Origin of the sequence: Amycolatopsis thermalba (assembly GCF_023376025.1) — a bacterium.
GTDB classification, from domain to species: domain Bacteria; phylum Actinomycetota; class Actinomycetes; order Mycobacteriales; family Pseudonocardiaceae; genus Amycolatopsis_E; species Amycolatopsis_E thermalba.
The window spans coordinates 709,932-731,965 of the sequence record NZ_CP091196.1 but is presented as its reverse complement, the minus strand read 5'-3'; the positions used below and the strand labels follow the sequence as shown (position 1 = coordinate 731,965).

Annotated in this window: 19 protein-coding genes; 8 read left to right on the top strand and 11 right to left on the bottom strand. The window is 70.4% G+C overall.

Annotated elements, in window-relative coordinates; translation table 11 throughout:
- The first annotated feature begins 86 nt into the window (after positions 1 to 86).
- From wzm to L1857_RS03645, 4 genes are read left to right on the top strand one after another with little or no spacing between them, the layout of a single operon-like run.
- The gene (gene wzm / locus L1857_RS03660; RefSeq protein WP_116109849.1) at positions 87 to 1,040 is read left to right on the top strand and encodes a galactan export ABC transporter permease subunit Wzm/RfbD; all 954 of its coding nucleotides are present in this window, start codon (positions 87 to 89) and stop codon (positions 1,038 to 1,040) included.
- A 9-nt stretch (positions 1,041 to 1,049) separates the two neighbouring features.
- Positions 1,050 to 1,859 (top strand): galactan export ABC transporter ATP-binding subunit Wzt/RfbE, encoded by an 810-nt coding sequence (gene wzt / locus L1857_RS03655; RefSeq protein WP_094003561.1) that lies wholly within the window; start codon positions 1,050 to 1,052, stop codon positions 1,857 to 1,859.
- 1 nt (position 1,860) lies between these two features.
- Positions 1,861 to 2,772 (top strand): galactofuranosyltransferase GlfT1, encoded by a 912-nt coding sequence (gene glfT1, locus L1857_RS03650; RefSeq protein WP_283258004.1) that lies wholly within the window; start codon positions 1,861 to 1,863, stop codon positions 2,770 to 2,772.
- 60 nt (positions 2,773 to 2,832) lie between these two features.
- Complete coding sequence (locus tag L1857_RS03645; RefSeq protein WP_094003559.1) at positions 2,833 to 3,075, top strand: hypothetical protein; 243 nt, start codon at positions 2,833 to 2,835, stop codon at positions 3,073 to 3,075.
- Positions 3,076 to 3,462: 387 nt separating this feature from the next.
- On the opposite strand, the gene L1857_RS03640 is transcribed toward L1857_RS03645, so the two are convergent.
- Both L1857_RS03640 and L1857_RS03635 read right to left on the bottom strand, forming a co-directional pair.
- Positions 3,463 to 5,403, bottom strand: coding sequence for a glycosyltransferase (locus tag L1857_RS03640; protein WP_116109819.1), 1,941 nt, complete (start codon positions 5,401 to 5,403; stop codon positions 3,463 to 3,465).
- 67 nt (positions 5,404 to 5,470) lie between these two features.
- On the bottom strand, positions 5,471 to 5,953 hold the full coding sequence (locus L1857_RS03635) for a GtrA family protein (protein ID WP_167481436.1): 483 nt from the start codon (positions 5,951 to 5,953) through the stop codon (positions 5,471 to 5,473).
- A gap of 76 nt (positions 5,954 to 6,029) precedes the next feature.
- Here L1857_RS03635 and dprE1 point away from each other — a divergent pair, with 76 nt between their 5' ends.
- Positions 6,030 to 7,421, top strand: coding sequence for a decaprenylphosphoryl-beta-D-ribose oxidase (gene dprE1, locus L1857_RS03630; protein WP_094003556.1), 1,392 nt, complete (start codon positions 6,030 to 6,032; stop codon positions 7,419 to 7,421).
- On the top strand, positions 7,418 to 8,176 hold the full coding sequence (gene dprE2 / locus L1857_RS03625) for a decaprenylphospho-beta-D-erythro-pentofuranosid-2-ulose 2-reductase (protein WP_094003555.1): 759 nt from the start codon (positions 7,418 to 7,420) through the stop codon (positions 8,174 to 8,176). The genes dprE1 and dprE2 overlap by 4 nt, the downstream gene beginning before the upstream one ends.
- Positions 8,177 to 8,300: 124 nt before the next feature.
- On the opposite strand, the gene L1857_RS03620 is transcribed toward dprE2, so the two are convergent.
- From L1857_RS03620 to L1857_RS03590, 7 genes are all read right to left on the bottom strand, one after another.
- Complete coding sequence (locus tag L1857_RS03620; RefSeq protein ID WP_094003554.1) at positions 8,301 to 10,424, bottom strand: hypothetical protein; 2,124 nt, start codon at positions 10,422 to 10,424, stop codon at positions 8,301 to 8,303.
- A gap of 36 nt (positions 10,425 to 10,460) precedes the next feature.
- On the bottom strand, positions 10,461 to 11,240 hold the full coding sequence (locus L1857_RS03615) for a hypothetical protein (protein ID WP_094003553.1): 780 nt from the start codon (positions 11,238 to 11,240) through the stop codon (positions 10,461 to 10,463).
- Between the two features lie 67 nt (positions 11,241 to 11,307).
- On the bottom strand, positions 11,308 to 13,266 hold the full coding sequence (locus L1857_RS03610; protein ID WP_116109817.1) for an arabinofuranosyltransferase: 1,959 nt from the start codon (positions 13,264 to 13,266) through the stop codon (positions 11,308 to 11,310).
- Entirely contained in the window at positions 13,263 to 14,249 is a 987-nt protein-coding gene (locus tag L1857_RS03605; RefSeq protein WP_429727730.1) for a decaprenyl-phosphate phosphoribosyltransferase, read from the bottom strand. The genes L1857_RS03610 and L1857_RS03605 overlap by 4 nt, the downstream gene beginning before the upstream one ends.
- 10 nt (positions 14,250 to 14,259) lie before the next feature.
- On the bottom strand, positions 14,260 to 14,781 hold the full coding sequence (locus L1857_RS03600) for a phosphatase PAP2 family protein (RefSeq protein WP_094003551.1): 522 nt from the start codon (positions 14,779 to 14,781) through the stop codon (positions 14,260 to 14,262).
- Positions 14,774 to 16,042: a UDP-galactopyranose mutase gene (gene glf, locus L1857_RS03595; RefSeq protein ID WP_094003550.1), complete on the bottom strand. Its 1,269-nt coding sequence runs from the start codon at positions 16,040 to 16,042 to the stop codon at positions 14,774 to 14,776. Before glf ends, L1857_RS03600 begins: the two co-directional genes overlap by 8 nt.
- A gap of 3 nt (positions 16,043 to 16,045) precedes the next feature.
- The gene (locus L1857_RS03590; protein ID WP_116109816.1) at positions 16,046 to 16,930 is read right to left on the bottom strand and encodes an LLM class flavin-dependent oxidoreductase; all 885 of its coding nucleotides are present in this window, start codon (positions 16,928 to 16,930) and stop codon (positions 16,046 to 16,048) included.
- Positions 16,931 to 16,993: 63 nt separating this feature from the next.
- Here L1857_RS03590 and L1857_RS03585 point away from each other — a divergent pair, with 63 nt between their 5' ends.
- The gene (locus tag L1857_RS03585) at positions 16,994 to 17,809 is read left to right on the top strand and encodes an HAD family hydrolase (RefSeq protein WP_116109815.1); all 816 of its coding nucleotides are present in this window, start codon (positions 16,994 to 16,996) and stop codon (positions 17,807 to 17,809) included.
- Here the strand turns inward: L1857_RS03585 and L1857_RS03580 are convergent.
- Positions 17,806 to 19,152, bottom strand: a complete 1,347-nt coding sequence (locus L1857_RS03580; protein ID WP_249464458.1) for a glycosyltransferase family 39 protein — start codon at positions 19,150 to 19,152, stop codon at positions 17,806 to 17,808. The two genes, L1857_RS03585 and L1857_RS03580, sit on opposite strands and share 4 nt — an antisense overlap.
- 90 nt (positions 19,153 to 19,242) lie before the next feature.
- Here L1857_RS03580 and L1857_RS03575 point away from each other — a divergent pair, with 90 nt between their 5' ends.
- Entirely contained in the window at positions 19,243 to 21,099 is a 1,857-nt protein-coding gene (locus L1857_RS03575) for a DUF6541 family protein (protein ID WP_249464455.1), read from the top strand.
- 38 nt (positions 21,100 to 21,137) lie between these two features.
- Here L1857_RS03575 and L1857_RS03570 read toward each other — a convergent pair whose 3' ends face one another.
- The gene (locus L1857_RS03570) at positions 21,138 to 22,031 is read right to left on the bottom strand and encodes a lysylphosphatidylglycerol synthase transmembrane domain-containing protein (RefSeq protein WP_233157053.1); all 894 of its coding nucleotides are present in this window, start codon (positions 22,029 to 22,031) and stop codon (positions 21,138 to 21,140) included.
- Between the last annotated feature and the right edge of the window lie 3 nt (positions 22,032 to 22,034).

Sequence of the window (22,034 nt, the reverse complement as noted above, 5' to 3'; positions counted from 1 at the left end):
CAGCGTGATTTCCGGCGATGATCAGCCAAACCGGACGTCTCCGCCCTGCCCGGAGTGCGTGTGTCCCGCTCGCTACGCTAGGTCCCGTGCAAGCCACCAGCACGGTCCAGCAGACCAGCGACGATCTCGACCGCCCGGCTGAGCTTCCGCCCTTGTCGGACAGCCGGACGTTCGGGCGCGCGTTCGGCGACATCAAGGAAGCCCTCCGCCAGCGCGAACTGTGGAGCCACCTCGGCTGGCAGGACATCAAGCAGCGCTACCGCCGGTCGGTGATCGGCCCGTTCTGGATCACCATCAGCCAGGGCGTCATCGCGCTCGGCCTCGGGCTGCTCTACTCGCAGCTCTTCGGCATGCACATCCAGACGTTCCTGCCCTACATCACGGTGGGTTTCGTCGTCTGGAACTTCATCAACGGCTGCCTGCTCGAGGGCATGGAGACGTTCATCTCCAACGAGGGTCTGATCAAGCAGATCCGCGCCCCGTTGACGGTGTACGCGCTGCGCACGGTGTGGCGGCAGACGCTGATGTTCGCGCACAACCTGATCGTCGTCGTGCTCGTGGTGGGGATCTTCTTCGGCAGCCTGAACCACGAGTACGGACTCTCCAAGGGAGTCTGCGACGGTGAGGGGATCTGCCACCCCGGCCTGGGCTGGTACACCCTGACCGCGATCCCGGCGTTCTTCCTGCTGGCCTTCAACGGGGTCTGGGTGACACTGCTCGCGGGCATCATCTCGACGCGGTACCGGGACATCCCGCAGGTGATCAACTCCCTGGTCCAGCTGCTGTTCTACCTGACCCCGATCGTGTGGCCGATCGACCAGCTCACCGCGGGCGGAGCGCGGGACAGCGTCAGCTGGGCGGAGCCGATCATCAAGCTGAACCCCATCTACCACTTCGTCCAGATCCTGCGGGCGCCGCTGATCGGGCAGGCCGTCAGCCCGTGGAGCTGGGTCGCCGTGGGTGGCATGACGATCGTGGGCTGGCTGCTCGCGCTCGTCGCCATGCGCAACTACCGGTCCCGCGTCTCCTACTGGGTGTGAGAACGACCAATGGTCAGCATTGATGTGCAGAACGCGTACGTCGACTTCCCGATCTTCGACGCCAAGACGCGCTCGCTGAAGAAGAAGGTCCTCGGCAAGGTCGGGGGCAAGATCGGCACCGAATCGAAGGTGCCGATCATCGAGGCGCTGCAGGACATCACCCTGTCGCTGCGCGAGGGCGACCGCGTCGGGCTGGTCGGCCACAACGGCGCCGGCAAGTCGACCCTGCTGCGGCTGCTGTCGGGCATCTACGAGCCCACCCGCGGTCTCGCGCGGGTCGAGGGCAAGGTCGCGCCGGTGTTCGACCTGGGTGTCGGCATGGACCCGGAGATCTCCGGCTACGAGAACATCATGATCCGCGGGCTGTTCCTCGGCATGACGCGCAAGCAGATGGAGAAGCGGGTCGACGACATCGCCGAGTTCACCGAGCTGGGCGACTACCTGCAGATGCCGCTGCGCACCTACTCGACCGGTATGCGGGTGCGGCTCGCGCTGGGCGTGGTGACCACGATCGACCCGGAGATCCTGATCCTGGACGAGGGCATCGGCGCGGTCGACGCGGCGTTCCTCAACAAGGCGCGGGACCGGCTGGTGGATCTGGTGAACCGCTCCGGCATGTTGGTCTTCGCCTCGCACGCCGACGACCTACTCTTGGAGCTGTGCACGACGGCCATCTGGATGGACGAGGGCCGGATGAAGATGCGGGGCGGCCTGCGCGAAGTGCTCACCGCGTACAAGGGCCGGGACCCGTTCGAGAACATCAGCGCGGAAGCCGCGCAGCGGATCGACGCCGCGCCGGCGGTACAGGGCGGGGAGTGACATGAGCGGTCCGGAGCAGGCTCCGATGCGACCGGGCGGCGTGGCGGCGGTGGTCGTCACGCGGCACCGCCGTGAGCTGCTCGCGGACTCGTTGAAGATCATCGCCGCGCAGACCCGGCCGGTGGACCACCTGGTGGTCGTGGACAACGGTCCCGACCAGTCGGCGCGCGACGTCGTGGAGACGTTCCCGGGGCAGTACACGTACCTGCCGTCGCACCACAACCTCGGTGGCGCGGGCGGGTTCGCGCTCGGGATGCTGCACGCGCTCGCGCTGGGCGCCGACTGGGTGTGGCTGGCCGACGACGACGGCCGCCCGGCGGACGAGACGGTGCTGGCGGTGCTCCTGGAGGAGGCCGAGAAGCGCGGGCTGGCCGAGGTTTCGCCGATGGTCACGAACATCAACGCGCCGGAGAAGCTGGCGTTCCCGCTGCGGCGCGGGCTGACGTGGAAGCGCTCCTCGGCCGAGCTGGGCACCGACTTCCTGCCCGGAATCGCGTCGCTGTTCAACGGTGCGTTGTTCCGGGCGTCCACTTTGGATGTGGTCGGCGTGCCGGACCTGCGGCTGTTCGTGCGCGGTGACGAGGTCGAGGTGCACCGGCGGCTGGTCCGCTCCGGTCTGCCGTTCGGCACGTCGCTGCGCGTGTCCTACCTGCACCCGGACGGCTCGGACGAGTTCAAGCCGATGCTCGGCGGGCGGTTCCACGCGCAGGACCCGGAGAACGAGGTCAAGCGCTACTACACCTACCGCAACCGCGGGTACCTGCTGTCCCAGCCCGGCATGCGGAAGATCGGGGCACTGGAGATCCTGCGGTTCGGGTTGTACTTCGTGGGCGTGAAGCGGGATCCCGCCGGGTTCGTGCAGTGGCTGAAGCTGGTGCGGCAGGGACAGCGGGAGCGGTTCTTCCGCTACTGAGCGCTTGCGCTGTCGGCGAACTTCGTTGCCGGCAAGATCGGTGGCTGGTGTGCTGGGTGCATGGCCGATGAGAAACCCGCGCTCGTCCTGCACCTCGCGACCGGTGGCGAGCCGCTGCTGTTCGCCCTGCCGCCCGAGGACGTCGACGAGCTGGAAAAGGACCTGCACCTGCACCTGGAACACGGCTCGGTGCAGACCGTGCGGACGAAGGAAGGCTCCCGGGTCACCGTGAACTTCGCGCACGTGGCCGTGGCCTACATCGACGACCTGCAGCGGAAGAACAAGGTGTTCGGGTTGCACTGAGGCGACGGGCGGCGCCCGACCGGCAGTCCGGCCTTGAGCGGCGGTCCCGGTTCGAGCGGCGATTCGCCCCGGGCGGCCGGCCGGGCAACGATCCCGCGCGGGCGGCGGCCCGGCTCGCGCGAGGGTTCGCCCGGGGGGTCGCCTCGGGCAACGGCCCAGGCCGGGCGGCGGCCCCCACGCGGAGCGGCGGTTCCCCGGGGATGGCCGCCTGCGTGGCTCATGCCTGGCGGATCACCCTCGTGACGAGGCTGCTCGGCACCGCCAGCCATCGTTGGGACAGCGGCCACGCCCAGGACGGTTGGCGAACGCCACCCAGGCCGGTCGCCAACTCGACGAAAAACCGGCCCTGCCGCCGAAGCAGCAGGGCCGGCTCGAAACCACGAAGCCTCAGAGCCGGTACAGGCGCTTCCAGTTCTCGCGGCTGGTCAGCTGCGGCAGGGCGCGCTTGTACTGCGCCTGCACCGCGTGGCCCTCCTTGCGCAGCCGGTTCAGGGTCTTCACCGCGCGCTTGCCCAGCTCGAACATCCGTTCCCGGTCGTACTTGCGCACCCGGACGCCCTCCTGGGACGCGTCCGTCACGACCGCCGTGTCGAAGAGCGCCACGTGCCACCAGTGGGCCTCGTCGTTGGGCACGGCTCCCAGCGCGAAACGGGAGCGGCCGCGCAGCCGGTCGACAATTCGCTTCACCAGGATCAGCCGCTGCAGCGCGGGCCTCGGCGCGGTGTTGATGATTCCGATGTCGTTCGACGCGATGCCGGGGACCTCCGTCGCGTCGTGGCGCTTCGTCTCCGGGTACTGGGCCCGGATCGCCCGGATCTCCTGCATCGCGGCGACTCCGCCGTCCTCCAGGATCGACGGGCCCTCCAGGAAGTCCTCGACCGCCTTGATCAGCGTGTGCGTCAGCCCGTACTGCATCCCCAGCAGGTACCGCACCACCTGCGCCATCAGCGTCCGGCACACCACGTTCAGGTTGAAATCACTGTGCAGCGCCGCGGTGATGATCGAGTTGCGCAGGTTGAAGTACCGGTGCCACTCGTCCCAGTCCTTCCAGTGGAAGTCGGCGTGCCAGACGCCGGCACCGGGCAGCGTGACCGTCGGGAAGCCGTGCGCCCGCGCGCGGTAGCTGTACTCCGCGTCGTCCCACTGGAAGAAGAACGGCATCGGGTACCCGACGGCCTTGACCACCTCGTACGGGATCAGGCACGACCACCAGCCGTTGTACCCCGCGTCCAGGCGCCGGTCCTGGCGGTTCGGCTTGCCGGTCTCCTCGTCCACGCCCAGCAGGTCCGCCGTGTGCAGGCTGTGCTCCACCGGCACACCCGGCTCCAGCGTGTTCAGCCGCGCGTACTCCGCCCCCACGTGCAGCTGGTGCGGGTGCAGCAGGTTCAGCATCTGCCCGCCGACGATGACCGGGTTCGCGGCCAGGTTCGAAAACGCCGTCATCCGGACCACCAGGTCCGGCTCTAGCAGCACGTCGTCGTCCATGAACAGGACGTTCGCGTGCTCGGTCTCGGTGTGCCCGGCCACCTCGTACAGACCGCGGGTGAAGCCGCCCGCGCCGCCCAGGTTCGGCTGGGTGATGTAGTGCAGCTTGTCGCCCAGATCGGCCGCGACCTGCGCGAACCCGTCCCGCGAGTCCACCCGGTCGGTGCCCTGGTCGGCGACGTAGATCGCGTCCAGCGTGTCCAGCGACTGCAGGTCACCGGCCAGCGCCCGCAGGTTCTTCAGGCAGTCGTCGGCGCGGTTCATCGTGCAGATGGTCACCGCGGTCGGCCGGATCTTCTCCGGCGGCTCGACGGTCCACCGCACCCGCTCGACGGTCAGCCGCTGCCCCGCCTGGGTCTCCAGGTCCAGCCACAGCGCGCCGCCGTCGTAGAACTTGTCGATCTTCACGTCGAACTCGACCGACGCCTGGTCGGCACCCTCGACCTCGCGCGCCTCGATCGTGCGCGGCTCGCCCTCGATGTCGGACGCGCGCACCGCGAGCTGGCCGGCGCCGCTCACGACGGCCTCGACGCGGACCTGGCGCACCTTCGTCCAGCGCTGCCAGTAGCTGGCCGGGAACCGGCCGAAGTAGGTGTTGCCGGACACGCGCGCCGACGGCTCCAGCGTCACGCCGTCGCGGCCGCGGTTCACCACGCCCTCGAGCACCTCGGAGTAGAGGTCCTTGGACACGATGGGCGACGGCCCGGCGTAGAGCCCGCGCTGCGCGGTCAGGCGGCCCTGCGGAACGTGTTCGGCGAACGTGGTCTGGTCCTGCGCCGCCTGGGCTCCGTTGGTCTTCGCCTCAGCGGGGGCAGGCTGTCCCGCGGCAGTCTTGCCGGCCATCAGTTCTCAGTCCTCCAGGGGAATCCGACTCGCGACCGCCAAGTTACACGGGTCACCTGTGAACGAATCACGAGCCGGACTCCGGCGAAACATCGGTCACACCCGGTTCCCGGAACACAACCCACTTGAGCATCACGAAGTTGATGGCGGTCGCGGTGCCCTGCGAGATCACCCACGCGACGGTCGGCTTGAACGCGAACTCGCCGAGCACGTGCAGCATCAGCGCGTTCACGCCGACCGCGACGAAGAATGTGACGCCGTACAGCAGGACGAAGCTGCCGATCTGCCCCTTGCCGCCCTTGCGGCCGCCGGAGAACGTGAACTTCCGGTTAAGGAAAAATGCGGTCGTCGTACCGATGATGAAACTGATCGCGCGGGCGACCGTGTCCCACGGAGCGTAATCGAGACCCAGCGCTCGCAACCCGGTGTAGGTACCGAGATCGAGCACCGCGCAAAATCCGCCGATCAGCGCGAATCGCACCAACTGGCCGAGCAGGCCCGGCGTCGCCTTCGCGGTCACTGCCTGCTCCTGCGGTTCCGTAGACACCACTGCACTACCTCACCAGCGTGCGATTTCCAGGACCGGAAAAGTGTAGAAGCGCCTCGGTCAAAGCCGCCCCTCGGGGATGGTTACCCTGGTCCGGGTGAACACGACACCGCATACCGAGCGGCGGACACTCACCGGGTGGGGTCGCACCGCCCCGACCGTCGCAGACGTGCTGACCACACCGGACGTGGAGACGATCGCCCGCGCGGTGGCGCAGGCCGGCGAGCGCGGCGTGATCGCCCGCGGGCTCGGCCGCTCCTACGGGGACCCGGCGCAGAACGCCGGTGGACTCGTCATCGACATGACCGCCCTGAACACGATCCACTCGATCGACCCGGACACCGGCGAGGTCGACCTGGACGCCGGGGTGAGCCTCGACCAGCTGATGAAGGCCGCGCTGCCGCACGGCCTGTGGGTCCCGGTGCTGCCCGGAACGCGCCAGGTGACCATCGGTGGCGCGATCGCCAACGACATCCACGGCAAGAACCACCACAGCGCGGGCAGCTTCGGCAACCACGTGCTGTCGATGGACCTGGTCACCGCGGACGGCCGGATCCGCACGCTGACCCCGGAGGGCCCCGAGTCGGAGCTGTTCTGGGCGACGGTCGCGGGCATCGGCCTGACCGGCATCATCGTGCGCGCGAAGATCCGGATGAAGAAGACCGAGAGCGCCTACTTCATCGTCGACGCCGACCGCACGTCGAGCCTGGACGAGACGCTGGAGCTGTTCAGCAACGGCTCCGACCTCAACTACGACTACTCGATGTCGGTGCCGGACCTCATCAACTCCGACAGCCGTCTCGGCCGGGCCACGTTCTCCCGCGGCTCGCTGGCCAAGCTGGACCAGCTGCCGCCGAAGCTGCGGGCCGATCCGCTGAAGTTCGACGCGCCGCAGCTGATGACGCTGCCCGACGTCTTCCCCAACGGCCTGGGCAACAAGCTCACCTTCGGGATGCTGAACAACATCTGGCAGCGCACGGTGCCGAAGAAGGGCGCGCGCGGCAAGATCCAGAACCTGACGCAGTTCTACCACCCGCTGGACATGCTCAGCGAGTGGAACCGCGCCTACGGCTCCAAGGGTTTCCTGCAGTACCAGTTCTCCGTGCCGTTCGGCCGGGAGAACGAGCTGAAGGAGCTGTGCCGCAAGATCGCCGGGTCCGGGCACTACTCGTTCCTGAACGTGTTCAAGCGGATGGGCGAGGGCAACCGGGCGCCGCTGTCCTGGCCGTCGCCGGGCTGGATGCTGTCCGTGGACTTCCCGATCAAGGACGGCCTGGGCCGCTTCTGCACCGAACTCGACGAAGACGTCCTGGCGGCCGGTGGCCGGCTGTACACGGCGAAGGACTCGCGCACCACGCCGGAGACCTTCGCGAAGATGTACCCCCGGCTGGAGGAGTGGCGCAAGATCCGCCAGTCGGTCGACCCCGAGGGCGTGTTCGCGTCCGACATGAGCCGGAGGCTTGAACTGTGATCGACGCTGTTGGCAACCCCCAGTCCCTGCTGCTGCTCGGCGGCACCTCGGACATCGCGCTGGCCATCGCGCAGAAGTACCTCGCGGACGCGCCCGAACTGCGTGTCGTGCTCGCGGCGCGGGCGTCCGAGCGGCGCAAGCTGGCCGCGGAGAAGCTGCGCGCGGCCGGCGCCACGGTGTCCGAAGTGGACTTCGACGCGAAGGACACCGCGTCCCACCCGGCGGTGCTGGACCAGGCGTTCTCGGCCGGGGACATCGACGTGGCCGTGGTGGCGTTCGGCCTGCTCGGCGACAACGAGGAGGCGTGGCAGAACCACGCCACCGCGGTCGAGCTGGCGACGGTGAACTACACGGCGGCGGTGTCGGTCGGCGTGGCGCTGGCGGACAAGCTGAAGAAGCAGGGCCACGGCTCGGTGATCGCACTGTCCTCTGTGGCCGGTGAGCGCGTGCGGCGGTCGAACTTCGTGTACGGCTCGACCAAGGCCGGGTTCGACGGGTTCTACCTGGGCCTGGGCGAGGCGCTGGCGCCGTTCGGGGTCAAGGTGACGGTCGTGCGGCCGGGCCAGGTCAAGACGAAGATGACCGAGGGCCTGGGCAAGGCGCCGCTGGAGCAGACCGCCGAGCAGGTCGCCGAAATCGCCGTGGACGCGGCGCGCAAGGGCAAGGACCTGGTGTGGGCGCCCGCGCAGTTCCGCGCGGTGATGTCGATCCTGCGGCACGTGCCGCGGCCGATCTTCCGCAAGCTGCCGATCTGATCGTTTCCCACGGCAACGCCCCGGGCGCCGCGATGGCCCCCGGGGCGTTGCCGCGTTCAGGGTCGGCCTGGGCGGGCACCCGGCGCCCAGGCCGGTGATGCGTGCGCTCGCGCTGGCCGGGGTTCTATTGGCTCAGCCAGTACCCGTACGACGTGTAGTCCGGGTACGGGTTCAGCAGCGGGCGCGGCTGCTGGATCTCGATGTGCGCCGACGGGTCCGTGATCAGCTCCGCGGGGATCGTGAAGCTGTACGTCGACCACACGCCGTCCCGCTCGTCGCGGGTCCACACGCCCGCCTCCACGCCGTTGACCAGCACCCGCATGTCGAACACCGTGCCGTGCATCGCGGTGCGGGAGGTGATCGTCAGGGGGCGGCCGGGGACCAGGTTGTGCGCCGTGAACGCCTCGCCGCCCACGATGGGGCGGGCGCTGTCGATCACGTCGCCGACCCGGGCCAGCGTCGTCCACGGCTGCGTGCCCACCTGGGCCAGCACCGGCTCGTACCCGTGCTCGCCCTCGCTGCGCAGGTCGCCCACGTTCACGTAGTCCCGCAGCTCACCGGGCACCGCCTGCTCGTCACCGCTGCCGGCCAGCGACCAGTCCGCCTCGTAGACGTTCAGCCACCGGAACGGCACGATCAAGCGCCCGCCGAGGTCCGGCTGCGCCTGCACCTCGAAGCTCATCTCCACCGGCGTCCGCAGCACCCCGACGTTCTTCAGCAGCTCCATCGACGGCCCCGGGGCCGGGTCGTACACCGCGAAGTAGGCCGGCCGCTCCGCCGCGGGCAGGTGCTTCAGCGCCTCGTACAGCGAGCCCGTGCCGTTGTTCGACGGTGCCGCGAACCCGTTGGTGCCCAACCCGATCAGGTCCAGCACCCGGTGCTCACTGAAGTACGCGACCGCGCCGACGTCCTTCACCGCGACGATCGCCTCCGGCGGCAGGTTACCGCGCACCCACTGCGCCACCGACACGTCGGTGTCGCGGATCGCCGCCGTCGCCCGCCCGAAGCGGACCGACCAGCTCGGCAGCGTCGCCAGCGACAGCACCAGCACCACCACCAGCGCGCCGTGCAGCGAGATGCGCCGGGCCCGCTCGCGTGCGGCGATCCGGCTCAGCCCGTACACGCCGATCACCACGAACAGGACGAACACCGGCATGAACGGCTGCACGTACCGCAGCTCGTGCACCAGCGCGGTGTTCAAAGTGGACACCGAAACCAGGATCAGCACCAGGCCGGCCGCCAGCGCGTACAGCATCGGCCGCCACGCCGGCCGGGTCAGGAACACGTAGACCATCCCCGCCGCGAACACCAGTAGCGCGCCCGGGAACGCGAAGTCCTGCCCGTCGAACCCCAGGAAGATGCTCAGGAACCCGCGCACGTTCGCCATCGTGCGGTCGGTGAACTCGCCGAGCCAGAACACCGGCCGGTCGTGCAGGAACGACTTCGACTGGATGCCGTTCGCCGACGCGGTGCCGGTCGCGATCTTGTAGAACAGCAGCTGGGCCGCGCCGACCGCGATCGGCAGCAGTGTCCACAGCGCCCGCAGCACCGTCCGGCGCGGACGCGTCATGTGCCGGTGCGCCCACACCGTCCACAGTGCCGCGAACGCGAGCGCCACGGCCAGGATCAGGCCCTCGGTGCGCACGAGCGCCAGCAGGCCGCCCAGCACCGGCGTCCACCGGAACCGCGCCCACGGCTGCTCGGTCACGAACGCCAGCAGCGTCGCGACCACCAGCAGCATGACCAGGCCGACCTCCATGCCGCTGGCCGAACCCCACGCCAGCGGGCCGCTCAGCGCGACCAGGACACCCGACCACACACCGACCGAACGCGCCACCAGCTTCGTGCCCAGCACGGTCACCAGCCCGGCCGCCACCGCGAAGCACAGGATGCCGAAGCCGACCGCGAACGCCAGGAAGTACGTGCCGTGGACCCCCACCGCGTACGCGGCGCCGAGCACCAGCGCGTACAGCAGGCTGCTGGCCCCGGCGCTGATCTCGTCGCCGGTGTTGAACTGGAAGAAGTGCCCCAGGCCCAGCTGACGCCCGTACTGCAGGTGGATGTAGACGTCGTCGAGCGGCGCGATCAGCTTGCCCTGGTTCCAGGCCAGGCCACTCGCGACGAACACGACGCCGACCAGCGCGGCCAGCGCTCCGGTGAGCCAGAAGGCACGATCACCGGGCGGTACGCGGCGGGGCCGGTGAGTGGTGCGGTCGACCTCGTCCGAACGGTCCAGAACTCGTGTCACTTCACGCACACGCCCGGCCCGGGTTCCGTGGTTGCCTCATCGGGCCAGGCTATCCCGCGACTCGCGCCACTGGTCGAACAGCAGGTCCCGGTGCAGCTCGTGGTAACGCGCCAGGTCGAAGATGTGCACCGTCTTGGACCAGCGGCCGTCCGGGCCGGGGCGGAACCCGTCCGCGTCGGCGCGCTCGAAATCGCTGCCCAGGTAGTGGACGCCGACCGAACCGTCCATAGTGATCCCGGCCACCTCGCAGGAGTAGCCGAGGTACTCCGCGCGCGTGCTCACCTCGGCGACCCGGCCGCCCTCGGTCTCCAGCACCCCGGACCGCGGGCGGCCCGCGACGACCGCCGCCTGGCCGTTGGGCCAGCCGCCGTGCAGCGGGATCCCCTCGACCGGCCGCGCGAACCGCGCCGCGCGCCACCGCGTGAACAACAGGTCGTTCTGCCGTTCCGCGTAGTCGCGGAGATCACGCATGTCGACGGTCTTGTAGTACTCGTAGGAGTTCTCCTGCACGAAACCGTTGATCGTGGCCCATTCGTTATCCCATTCGGCATCCAGCACGCGCGCGGTGCCGTTGTCGAATGCCGCGTCGACCATCACGCGGTGGTCCCGGTAGCTGGCGTAGACCTGCACCGAGAAAACGCGTTCACACATCTCCACCGGAACCGCGCCGGCGAGTTCCTGGCGCGGGAACGGCGCCGGTCTCGCGTCGCTCACCTGCGGGAAGTGCACGTAGTTTTCGCCCGCCGCATACGAAACCGGGTAGGACACGCCGTCCACGACGGCGATCGTGCCGGTGCGGTACAGGGGGTAGGTCACGCCGGTGCCCCCTCTGCGTTTTCGGCCAACTGGTGTGTGCGGAGCAGTTTACGAGAAACTCACACATTCAGCTAATCGGTGGCGCAGATGAGTCCACGATCACCGCGAACGGTCCGACATCGCGGCGGGCGAACTCGGACGCGGTGAACAGTTCCGGCGCGAATTCGACCTCGTCCACGCGGATCGGCACGGCGCGCGGGAACGTGTCGGACACGACCGGCGCGAGCAGTTTCCCGTCGTCGGCGCGGCGCAGCACGAAGACGTTGGGCGCCTCGTGCGGGTTCGCCCGCAGCCGCGCGAGCAGGTCGGCCGAGTCCCGGGCGGTCGCCCAGGACCGGATCTCCTCGTTGCGCTGCGTGTAGCCGGCCAGCGGGTTCGCGTAGTGCGGCGTGGTCTGCTGGAAGCCCCAGTAGGGCTGGAACGACAGCAGCCGGTCGTGCGCCGAGAAGACGATGTTGCCGCTCGCCGGGCGTCCGGTCAGCTCGGCGATGGTGCTGATCAGCTCGGGCGTCCAGTACCCGTCGTGCTTCGGGTCGTGCCCGAAGCTGGCGGTCCAGCCGTCCGGGTAGTAGTCGGACTCGGCGGTGTCCACCGCGTCCTTCATGGACGTGCCGACGACCGTCTGGGACACCGAAACCGCGCCGAGCACGGCCAGCACGAACGCCACCGTCCGCACCGGGCGGACCCGGCCGATCAGCTTCGGCAGCACCCGCACCAGTTCGGCCAGCGCGAACACCCCGGCGACCGCGAGGACCACGTCGATGGTCACGATGAACCGGAACGACAGCAGCGTGGTGCGGACCAGCAGCGCGAGGTTCGACAACGCGAACCAGGCGTAGACCAGCGCGGTCAGCACGAGCATCACGAACGCCACCGGATCGCGGCGCGCGCGCAGCACCAGCCAGACCAGCCCGGCCAGGCACAGCAGGCCGAACGCGCTCGCCGAGGTGAACGGCATCGGGAAGTAGGCGCTGATCTCCGGCAGGAAGTGCGCGGCGACGTTCGGCTTGCCCAGCCCGCCGGCCAGGATGAACGGACCCCAGGTGATCAGGGCCAGCACCGCGGTGATCACGCCGACGACGACCAGGCGCAGCAGCAGTCGCTTGAGCACCGGCCCGACCGGCTGGCCCGCGCGGACGTCCAGCGCGAGCACGGCCAGCGCCAGCACCACCACGGCCACCACGCCGAACGCGACGTGCAGCGTGTAGGTGACCGCGGAGAAGCCCAGGTAGACGCCGATCAGCACGAGCGTCCAGGCCGGTACCCGCTCACGGGAGCGCAGCGCGTGCCAGGCCAGCAGCATGATCGGCGGCAGCCAGGCGGTGGTCGGCCAGGCGTAGGGCTCCTCGGGGCCGAGCGCGACGAACCCGGCCAGCACCGTGGCGACCGACGCCAGCAGCGCCATCCGGCGCCGCACGACCAGGCTCCACAGCACGAACGCGACCACCCCGGACACCGCGGCCCAGGTGATGGAGTACGGCTTGTAGGCGGCCCAGCCCTCCAGGCCGAGCAGGTTCGCGAAGCGCCCGCCCAGCCAGAACCAGCCGCCCGGGTAGTAGGCGGCCAGGCCGTGGTAGTTCACGTCGGCCAGCCCGGCCGTCTCGGTCAGGCGCTCCATGTACTGCAGGCGGAACGTGTTGTCCACGCTGGAGCCGCCGAGGAAGAACCGGGTGCCCTGCAGCGGGATCGCCAGCAGCAGGGTGGACAGCGCGGTCAGCGCCGCCCAGCTGCCGCCCAGGCGCACCCACAACGGCCAGCGGGCCGCGCCGCTGTAGGCCAGCGACCCGAACAACACGACGACGATCACCGCGACGGCCAGGTTGACCAGCGCGTCCGGCACGTACGTGCCCGGGTCGACACCCAGCTTGTTCGAGCCGAACTGGAGCACCAGGCTGAGCACGACCGCCGCGACCGTGCCCAGCACGAGCTCGGCCAGGGTGCGGCCGAGTCCGAGACGGGTCAACGGGCGGTGCGGTGCGGGTTCGATCGACGTGCCGCCGCCGGGCCGGGCCAACGTGGTCGTCACAGGTAGAACGTCATCCCGAGGGTGGCGACCCACAGCACGCCCAGAACCTGCAGGATGCGGTCCTTGAGCACGATCTCGTCGGGCGCGCCCGCGGTGCCGCCGTCCACGTCGACCGCGTACCGCAGCACGGCGATCACGAACGGCACCATCGAGATGACCGGCCACACCGACTGGTCGGCGCCCTCACGCAGCTCGAACGCCCACAGCGAGTACGACATGATCAGGATCGCCGCGGCGGTCGCCCACACGAAACGCAGGTAGCTGGCCGAGTACTTCTTCAGCGACGAGCGGATCTTCGCCCCGGTGCGCTCGAAGAGCATGATCTCGGCGTAGCGCTTGCCCGCCACCATGAACAGCGAACCGAACGCGGTGACCAGCAGGAACCACTGCGACAGCGCGATACCCGCGGCCACACCACCGGCGATCGAGCGCATCAGGAAGCCCGATCCGACGATCGCCAGGTCGATCACCGGCTGGTGCTTGAGACCGAAGCAGTAGCCCAGCTGGACCGCCTCGTACACCCCCAGCACGATGGCCAGTTCCGGGCTCGCCAGGAACGACAGCGCCAGGCCCACGCCGAAGAACAGCACCGCGGCCGCGTACGCGACCGGCACCGGCACGATCCCGGCCGCGATCGGCCGGTTCCGCTTCGTCGGGTGCGCCTTGTCGGCCTCCACGTCGACCGCGTCGTTGATCAGGTACACCGACGACGCGACCAGGCTGAACGCCACGAACGCGATGACCGCGTCGAGCAGCACCGAGCCGTTGGTGATCTGGGCCGCGGTGAACGGCGCGACGAAGACCAGGACGTTCTTCGCCCACTGCTTCGGCCGCGCGGTCTTGGCGACGCCGACGACCATGTGCACCGGGCCGCGCTTGACCGCCGGAGCCGGCTCCGCCGTCTCCACCGTCTTCGCTTCGGCCGTTTCGCTGGTTTCGTCCACGATCTCGGCTTCCGCGGCGTTGTTCACTGATTTGGTCACGGGTGGTTCCCTACCCCTTTTTGCGGATTTTCCTGCGCAGCAGACCTCCGACCACACCACCGAGCGCGGCGCCGGCGAGCACATCGGTCGGGTAGTGGACCCCCAACACGAGCCGGGACGCCAACATCGGCGGGACGAGCGCGGGAACCAGGTTACGCCCGGTCAATCCCGAGTAGAGCACCGCCGCCGCCGTAGTGGACGTGGCGTGCGAGGACGGGAAGCTCAGCCGGCTCGGCGTGCCCACCAGGACCTCGACGCTCGGGTCCTGCGGGCGGGGCCGCCGGACCACGCGCTTCACCGCGATCGACGCGCCGTGTGCGCCGACCACACCGGCGGCCGCGACCAGCCAGTCCTTGCGGCGCTCGCGGTCCACCGCCGCGCCCACGAGACCGGCGGCGAACCACCCGATCGCGTGCTCACCGAAGTGGGACAGGCCACGCGCGGCCTTCACGGTCGCCGGGCGCTTGAGCACGCCCTGGACCTTGGCGAGCACCTGGATCTCGGCGGCGCGCTCCGGCTTCTTCTCAAGCATCGATGCTCCCGTCCAGGGGGGCGCCGTCGGTCAGGTGCGGGGCGATCTTGTTGTCGAACACCGACAGCGCCGAACCGATGGCCATGTGCATGTCCAGGTACTTGTAGGTGCCCAGGCGGCCGCCGAACAGCACGTTGCGCTCGCGCGCCTCGGCCTTCGCCAGCTCGCGGTAACGCTCGAGCTTCGCGCGGTCGTCCGGGGTGTTGATCGGGTAGTACGGCTCGTCGTCCTCGTTGGCGAAACGCGAGTACTCGCGGACGATGACCGTCTTGTCCTTCGGGTAGTCCCGCTCCGGGTGGAAGTGGCGGAACTCGTGGATCCGCGTGAACGGGACGTCCTCGTCGTTGTAGTTCATGACCGAGGTGCCCTGGTAGTCCCCGGTGGGGACGACCTCCTGCTCGAAGTCCAGCGTGCGCCAGCCCAGGCGGCCCTCGGAGTAGCCGAAGTAGTGGTCGAGCGGGCCGGTGTAGACGGTCGGCGTGCCCGCCGGGATGTGCTCGCGGACGTCGAAGTAGTCGGTGTTCAGGCGGACCTCGATCAGCTCGTGGTCGGCCATCCGCTCCAGCCACGCGGTGTAGCCGTCGACCGGCAGGCCCTCGTAGGTGTCGTTGAAGTACCGGTTGTCGAAGGTGTAGCGCACCGGCAGCCGGGTGATGTTGGCCGCGGGCAGCTCCTTCGGGTCGGTCTGCCACTGCTTCGCCGTGTAACCGCGGAAGAACGCCTCGTACAGGGGGCGGCCGATGAGCGAGATGGCCTTCTCTTCGAAGTTCTGCGCGTTGGCGGTGTCGATCTCGCTGGCCTGCTTGGCGATCAGCTCACGAGCCTCGTCCGGCGTGTGCGACTTGCCGAAGAACTGGTTGATCAACGCGAGGTTCATCGGCAGCGGGTAGACCTGGCCCTGGTACTTGCCGAACACCCGGTGCTGGTAGTTGGTGAACTCGGTGAACTGGTTGACGTAGTCCCAGACCCGCTTGTTCGAGGTGTGGAACAGGTGCGCGCCGTAGCGGTGCACCTCGATCCCGGTCTCCGGCTCGGCCTCGGAGTAGGCGTTGCCCCCCAGGTGGGAGCGCCGTTCCAGCACGAGCACGCGCTTGCCCAGCTGGCTCGCCGCCCGCTCGGCGACCGTCAGCCCGAAGAAGCCGGAGCCGACGACGACCAGGTCGTACCCGGCGAAATCGGCGTCGGTGACGTCAGTGTTGCTCGTGTGCTCGCTCACGGGAAGCGAGGGTACCGACGCTACTGAGGGCGACCGCACCCACATTCACTATTGCGCCTCGCGCAGGCCCGGCAGCACGTCGGCGACCACTTCCTCGAGCACCGACTCGCGCCCGGCGTACGGGCCGGACGAACGCGGCCAGTGCACGACGACGTCGGTGAAACCCAGCTCGGCGGCGCGGCCGGCCGCGTCGGTGAACGCCTGGGCGCTGACCAGGGAGAACACCGGCGCGGCGTCCAGGCTGAGGTAGCGGTGCACGTCCTCGCCGGCCCGGCCGGAGTCGGCCAGCACCTGGTCGAAGCGCCGCGACAGCTCGGTCACGCCGCGCCACCACTCGTCGAGCGTCTCGGCCCGGGGGCCGGTCGTCACCCAGCCGCCACCGTAAGTTGCGGCAACCTTCATCGCGCGCGGGCCGTTGGCCGCGATCAGGAACGGAATGCGCGGCCGCTGGACGCAACCGGGCAGGTTCCGCGCGCCGCGGGCGGCGTAGTACGTGCCGGTGTAGTCGAACCCGTCGGTGATGAGCAGGCCGTCCAGGGCCTCGACGAACTCGGCGAACCGGTCGGAGCGCTGCCGCGGGGTGAGTTCCGCGTCGCCCAGCACGCCGGTGTCGTAGCCCAGGCCGCCCGCGCCGATGCCCAGGACGAGACGGCCGTCGGAGACGTCGTCGAGGGTGATCAGCTCGCGGGCGAACGGCACCGGGTGGCGGAAGTTGGGCGAGGCGACGAACGTGCCGAGGCGGATGCTGGAGGTGACCATGGCCGCGGCGGTCAGCGTGGGCACCGCGGAGAACCACGGGCCGTCGACCAGCGTTCGCCAGCCGAGGTGGTCGTAGGTCCAGGCGTGGTCGAAGCCGTACTCCTCGGCGGCCCGCCACTTCGGCTCGGCCGCCCACCACCGGTCCTCGGGAAGAATCACGATGCCAACGCGCACCGGCCCACGCTATCGGTCAGCACCGACAATCCGTCGCCCCGCACCCCAAGGGACAATGGGGGTGTGGAGAAACCCCTGCTGATCGCGTCGGATGTGGACGGCACCCTGCTCGACCCGATGGAACGGATGTCCCCCCGCACCGCCGCCGTGTTGCGCCGCGCCGCCGAGGCGGGGGTTCCGATCGTGCTCGCCACCGGCCGCCCGCCGCGCTGGATCCCGGCGGTGGCGCAGGCCGGCGGCCTGACCGGCTACGCGGTGTGCGCGAACGGCGCCGTGCTGTACGACATCGGCAACGACGAGGTGGTCAGCGTGCACGGCGCGCTGGAGCCGATGATGCTCCACGACGCCGTCGACGAGCTGACCAAGGCGCTGCCCGGCGCCGGGTTCGCCGCCGAACGGGTCGGGCGGCGCGCGCTCGACCCGGACGTGCAGCACCTGGTGATCGAGCACGGCTACCGCAACCCGTGGGGCGACGGTGAGGGCGTGCCGGTGTCGCGCGCCGAGATCGTCGGGCGGCCGGCGGTGAAACTGCTGGTCAGCCACCCGGACATGACCTCGGACGAGATGGCGCGCGCGGCCGGGGCGCTGCTCGACGAGTCCGTGGACATCACGTTCTCCGCCAGCGGCGGGCTGATCGAGATCGCCGCGCACGGCATCACGAAGGCGACCGGGCTGGCCGAGGTGGCCGATCGGTTCGACGTGCCGGTCGAGCGGATCATCGCGTTCGGGGACATGCCCAACGACGTGGAGATGCTGAAGTGGGCCGGCCACGGCGTGGCGATGGCGAACGCGCACCCGGAGGTCCTGGCCGTGGCGGACGAGGTGACGAGCCCGAACAGCGAGGACGGCGTCGCGCAGGTGCTGGAGCGCTGGTTCTAGGGGCAGGGCACGTAGGTCAGCCGCTGGTCGGACATCAGCTGGGTCAGCAGGCGCGACTCGCTGTCGGTGCGGAGGTACAGCGTCAGCCAGCCCAGGCCGGTGCGCTGGAAGGTGGCCACCTCGTAGCGCTGCGCGTACTTCTCCGCTATCCCGCAGTCCTGCTCCGGTGAGTACCAGGCCAGCGGCGCGGCGAGCACCGGCAGGCCGAAGATCGCGACCGGAGCGTAGGCGTCGGCCGGCTCGGATGCGGTGATGCCGGTGATCATCATCCGGGAGCCGGCGCGGTAGGCCAGCGCGGCGCTGCCGAACGTGTCGATGGTCGAGCCGGCCGGCAGGCGGTCACCCAGCCAGCGGCCGATCTCCGTGGTCTGCGCGAGCCGCTCGCGGTCGAGGTGCACCACCTGCTGCGCCGCGACCGCCACCGGCACGCTGACCGCGCACAGCGCGAGCGCGACCACCGGCACGACGCGCCGCTCGGCCAGGCTGCGGCGCGGCCGGGGCGACGGGCGGTCGTGGCGCACGCCCAGCCGGGCGCACACCGCGGCCGCGCCGACCGCGGCCAGCGCGCCCAGCAGGAACCCGTACGGCAGGTGGGCCGACGCGGGCCACCCCGCCCTGGCGTGCCCGTAGTAGGTGGCCTCCCACGCCCACCACGGCACGAGGAACACCAGCGCGCCCAGCAGGTACCCGGCCGGGCCCCACCAGCTCGTCCGGCGCCGCACCGCGGCGGTCACCAGCCAGGCCTCGCCGAGCAACGCGAGCACCGCACCGTCGGAGCGGGTCATCACGGCCAGCGCGGCGAGCACCCCGGCGACCAGCGGGTGGCCGGTGACCAGCGCCAGGCACACGGCCAGCACGAGCAGGACGAACAACGCCGTCTCGGTGCCGGCCAGACCGCGGGCGGCCAGGATGCTCGCGCCCGCGGTGAGCAGCGCGGCGACCACCCCCGCCCCACCGGCGAACCGCTTCGCCAGCAGGTACGCCAGCACCACGCAACCCAGCGCGCACGCGATGCCGAGCCCGACCGCGCCGCCGACGATGTCCGCGCCGAACAGCGCCCGCGGCAACGTGACCAGCACCAGCCACAGGAAGTTCGGCACGCCCTGGGTCCGCTCGCCGATCGTGTAGACCGCGCCGTAGCCCTCGGCCATGTTGCGGGCGTAGCGGAAGGTGACGAACGCGTCGTCCGGCACGGTGGCCACGACGAGCTGCAGGACCAGGGCGAACACCAGCGCGAGCAGCAGGATCCAGCCCCGCCGGGCGCGCTGGGTCGCCACCCGCGGCCACACCGCGGTGACCACCCCCGCCAGCGCCAGCCACGCGGCGACCAGGGCACCAGGCACTTCTCACCCTCCGTGACGCCGCTCCACCCTTGCCGTAAGTATCGTTCTCGCGCACGAATTGTTTCGTCTCCGAGACTTTTGGCGGACCCGTTGCCGACTCCCCTGAGCGCCTCCGGCGCCGCCGCGGTGATCGCGGTGTACCTGCTGGTGCTGTTCGCGCCCGGCCTGCTGATCGGCGCGCTCGCCGGTGCCCGCGGATGGCTGCTCGCCGGGCTGGCGCCGGTGCTGACCTACTTCGCGGCCGGGCTGGCCGGGCCGTGGTTCGCGCAGGCCGGGATCCCGTTCAACCTGCCGAGTTTCCTGGCGGCGGTGGCTGTGCTGGCCGGGATCGCGTGGGTGGCGGGGTGGCGGCGGGTCGCGGTCGAGGGTGTGTGGGACCGGCGTGGGCATGTCGCGGTCGGGTTGTGCCTGCTGGCCGGTGGGGCGGTCGGGGCGCGGACCGTGCTCAGCGGGATGGGGCGGCTCAACGCCGTGCCGCAGGGCTACGACGCGGTGTACCACGGCAACGGCATCCGCTACCTCGCCGAGACCGGCGACGGCAGCCTGGTGGGCACCGGCACGGTCAACTGGTACCCCAACGGGTCGTTCTACCCGAACGCCTACCACCTGGTCGGCTCGCTCGTGTACCGGCTGACCGGCGCGGAGATCCCGGCGGTGCTGAACGCGAACACCGTGCTGCTGCCGGGGTTGCTGGCGTTGTCGCTGGTGGTGCTGGTGCGGTGGTTCCGGGGCCGGGCGGTGACGGCCGGGGCGGTGGCGCTGGTGTGCGTGGCGCCGGTGACGCTGCTGTACGAGGCGCTGAACTTCGGCCCGCTGCTGCCGTTCCTGCTGGGGATCGCGCTGACCCCGCTGGTCGCGGTCGTGCTCGACGGCTACCTGCGGCGGCCGGCGTTCGACACCGGGTTCCTGCTGGTCGCGGTGGCGGTCGGGCTGCTGACCATCCACTCGTCGACCCTGTTCGGCGGCCTGTTGTTCGCGTTGCCGCTGCTGGTGGCGCACCGACGGACGCTGTGGCGGCTGTGGCCGGTCGCGGTGGCCGGGTTGCTGCTGGGGTGGCTGCAGCTGTTCGGGGCGATCGGGCTGGCCGCCGGGCCGCTGCCGTACAACGGCTGGCCGACGGCGGCGTCGACGAACACGGCGGTCGGGATGCTGCTGACCTTCGAGCACGTGGCGCCGCATCCGCAGCTGTGGTTGTCGGCGGCACTGCTGGTGGGGATCGTGCTGTGGCAACGGCTGGGTCCGCTGCGGTGGGTGGCGGCGACGGCGTTGCTGTTCGGGGTGTTCGCGGTGGCGGTGCTGTCGTCGGGGCATCCGCTGGTCAAGGCCGTGTCGCGGCCGTGGTGGAACGACCCGTACCGGTTCCTGGTGATGGCGGCGGTCCCCTGCTGCCTGCTGGCCGCGCACGGGCTGGCGGAGGTCCAGCGGTGGCTGCGGAACTTCGCGCCGCGCTGGGCGTGGGTGGCCGGAGTGGTGACGCTGGCGGGCTTCGCGGTGACGACGAACGGCCTGTACACGACGTCGAACGCGGTGATCGTGCGGCCGGGCTACCCGTCGACCGGCGACATCCCGCTCAACACCGGCGAGGCGCAGGCGATGCTGGAGCTGGCGCGGCTCGCCTCCCCCGGCGACTGGGCGGTGAACGACCGCTCCGACGGGACGGCCTGGACCTACGCGCTGAGCGGCGTGCGCACCACGGCGGGCCACTTCGACCCGGCCCTGCCGCCCGCGGACTACGTGCTGCTCGCGGGACACTTCCGGGAATACGCGACGAACGCCGCGGTGCGGGACGCGGTGGCGCGGTTGAACATCCGGTGGGTGATCCTCGGCCACGGCGGCTACCCGCGCACCGCGGTGCGCCCGGCGGGCCTGCGGGACCTGGACGGGCTGCCGTTCCTGCGCGTGGCCTACCGGAACGCGGACGCGGTGGTGTACCAGCTGGTGCGCTGAACGCGGAACTCAGGGCCCGGAACGTGGAACTCGCGGTCTCAAGCGTGGGACTCGCGCGGCTGAGCGTGGGACTCGCGGGTGGGGAGGGTGGCGGCCAGTGCGGTCAGCAGGTCGGCCACCGTGAACATCACCCGGGACACCAGAGCGAACGCCAGCGCCTGCCCGGCCGAGAAACCGGCCGTGCCGAGCAGCGCCACCAGCACGGCCTCGCGCACACCGGCGCCGCTGGGCAGCAGGAACGCGAACGTGCCCGCGGTCATCGCGATCGCCATCGCGCCGACGCACGTCCAGAGGTTCAGCGAGGGCGCCAGCAGCCACAGGTGCAGCCCCTGCAGCGTCCAGGCCAGCACCGAGGCCGCGAACGCCCGCGCGATCGACGCGAACCCCAGCGGGCGGGGCAGCGGATCGCGGCGCAGCAGGCGCAGCGCCAGGCCGGTGCCCCACGCCAGGACCCGCGGGTGCAACGCCACCAGCCCGGCAGGCAGCAGCACCAGCAACCACACCGCGGGCCCGGCGACCGGCAGCGCCAGCGCGGACAACAGCAGCGCCGCGACCAGGCCGATGCCGAACTGCACCAGGGAACCGGTGAAGATCCGCGCCCGGGACACGCCCGCCTTGCGGCCCAGCTCCATCTGCAGCAGGTACGCCCACACCGAACCGGGCACGTACTTCCCCAGCTGCCCGACCAGGCAGATTCGCGCGCCGCGCCGGTAGCCGACCCGGTCGCCGAGGCCGTCGACCACCGTCTGCCAGCCGTAGGTCGACACCGTGATGCTCGCGACCAGCGCGGCCAGGCTGAGCACGGCCCACGGCCAGGCGATCGACCGCAGGGCCCGCCAGAACTCCGTCCAGTCGCCGGCCAGCACCCGCACCACGAACGCCGCGACGACCGCGAGCGCCACCCAGCGGGCGACGTCCAGGAGTCGTTTCACGAG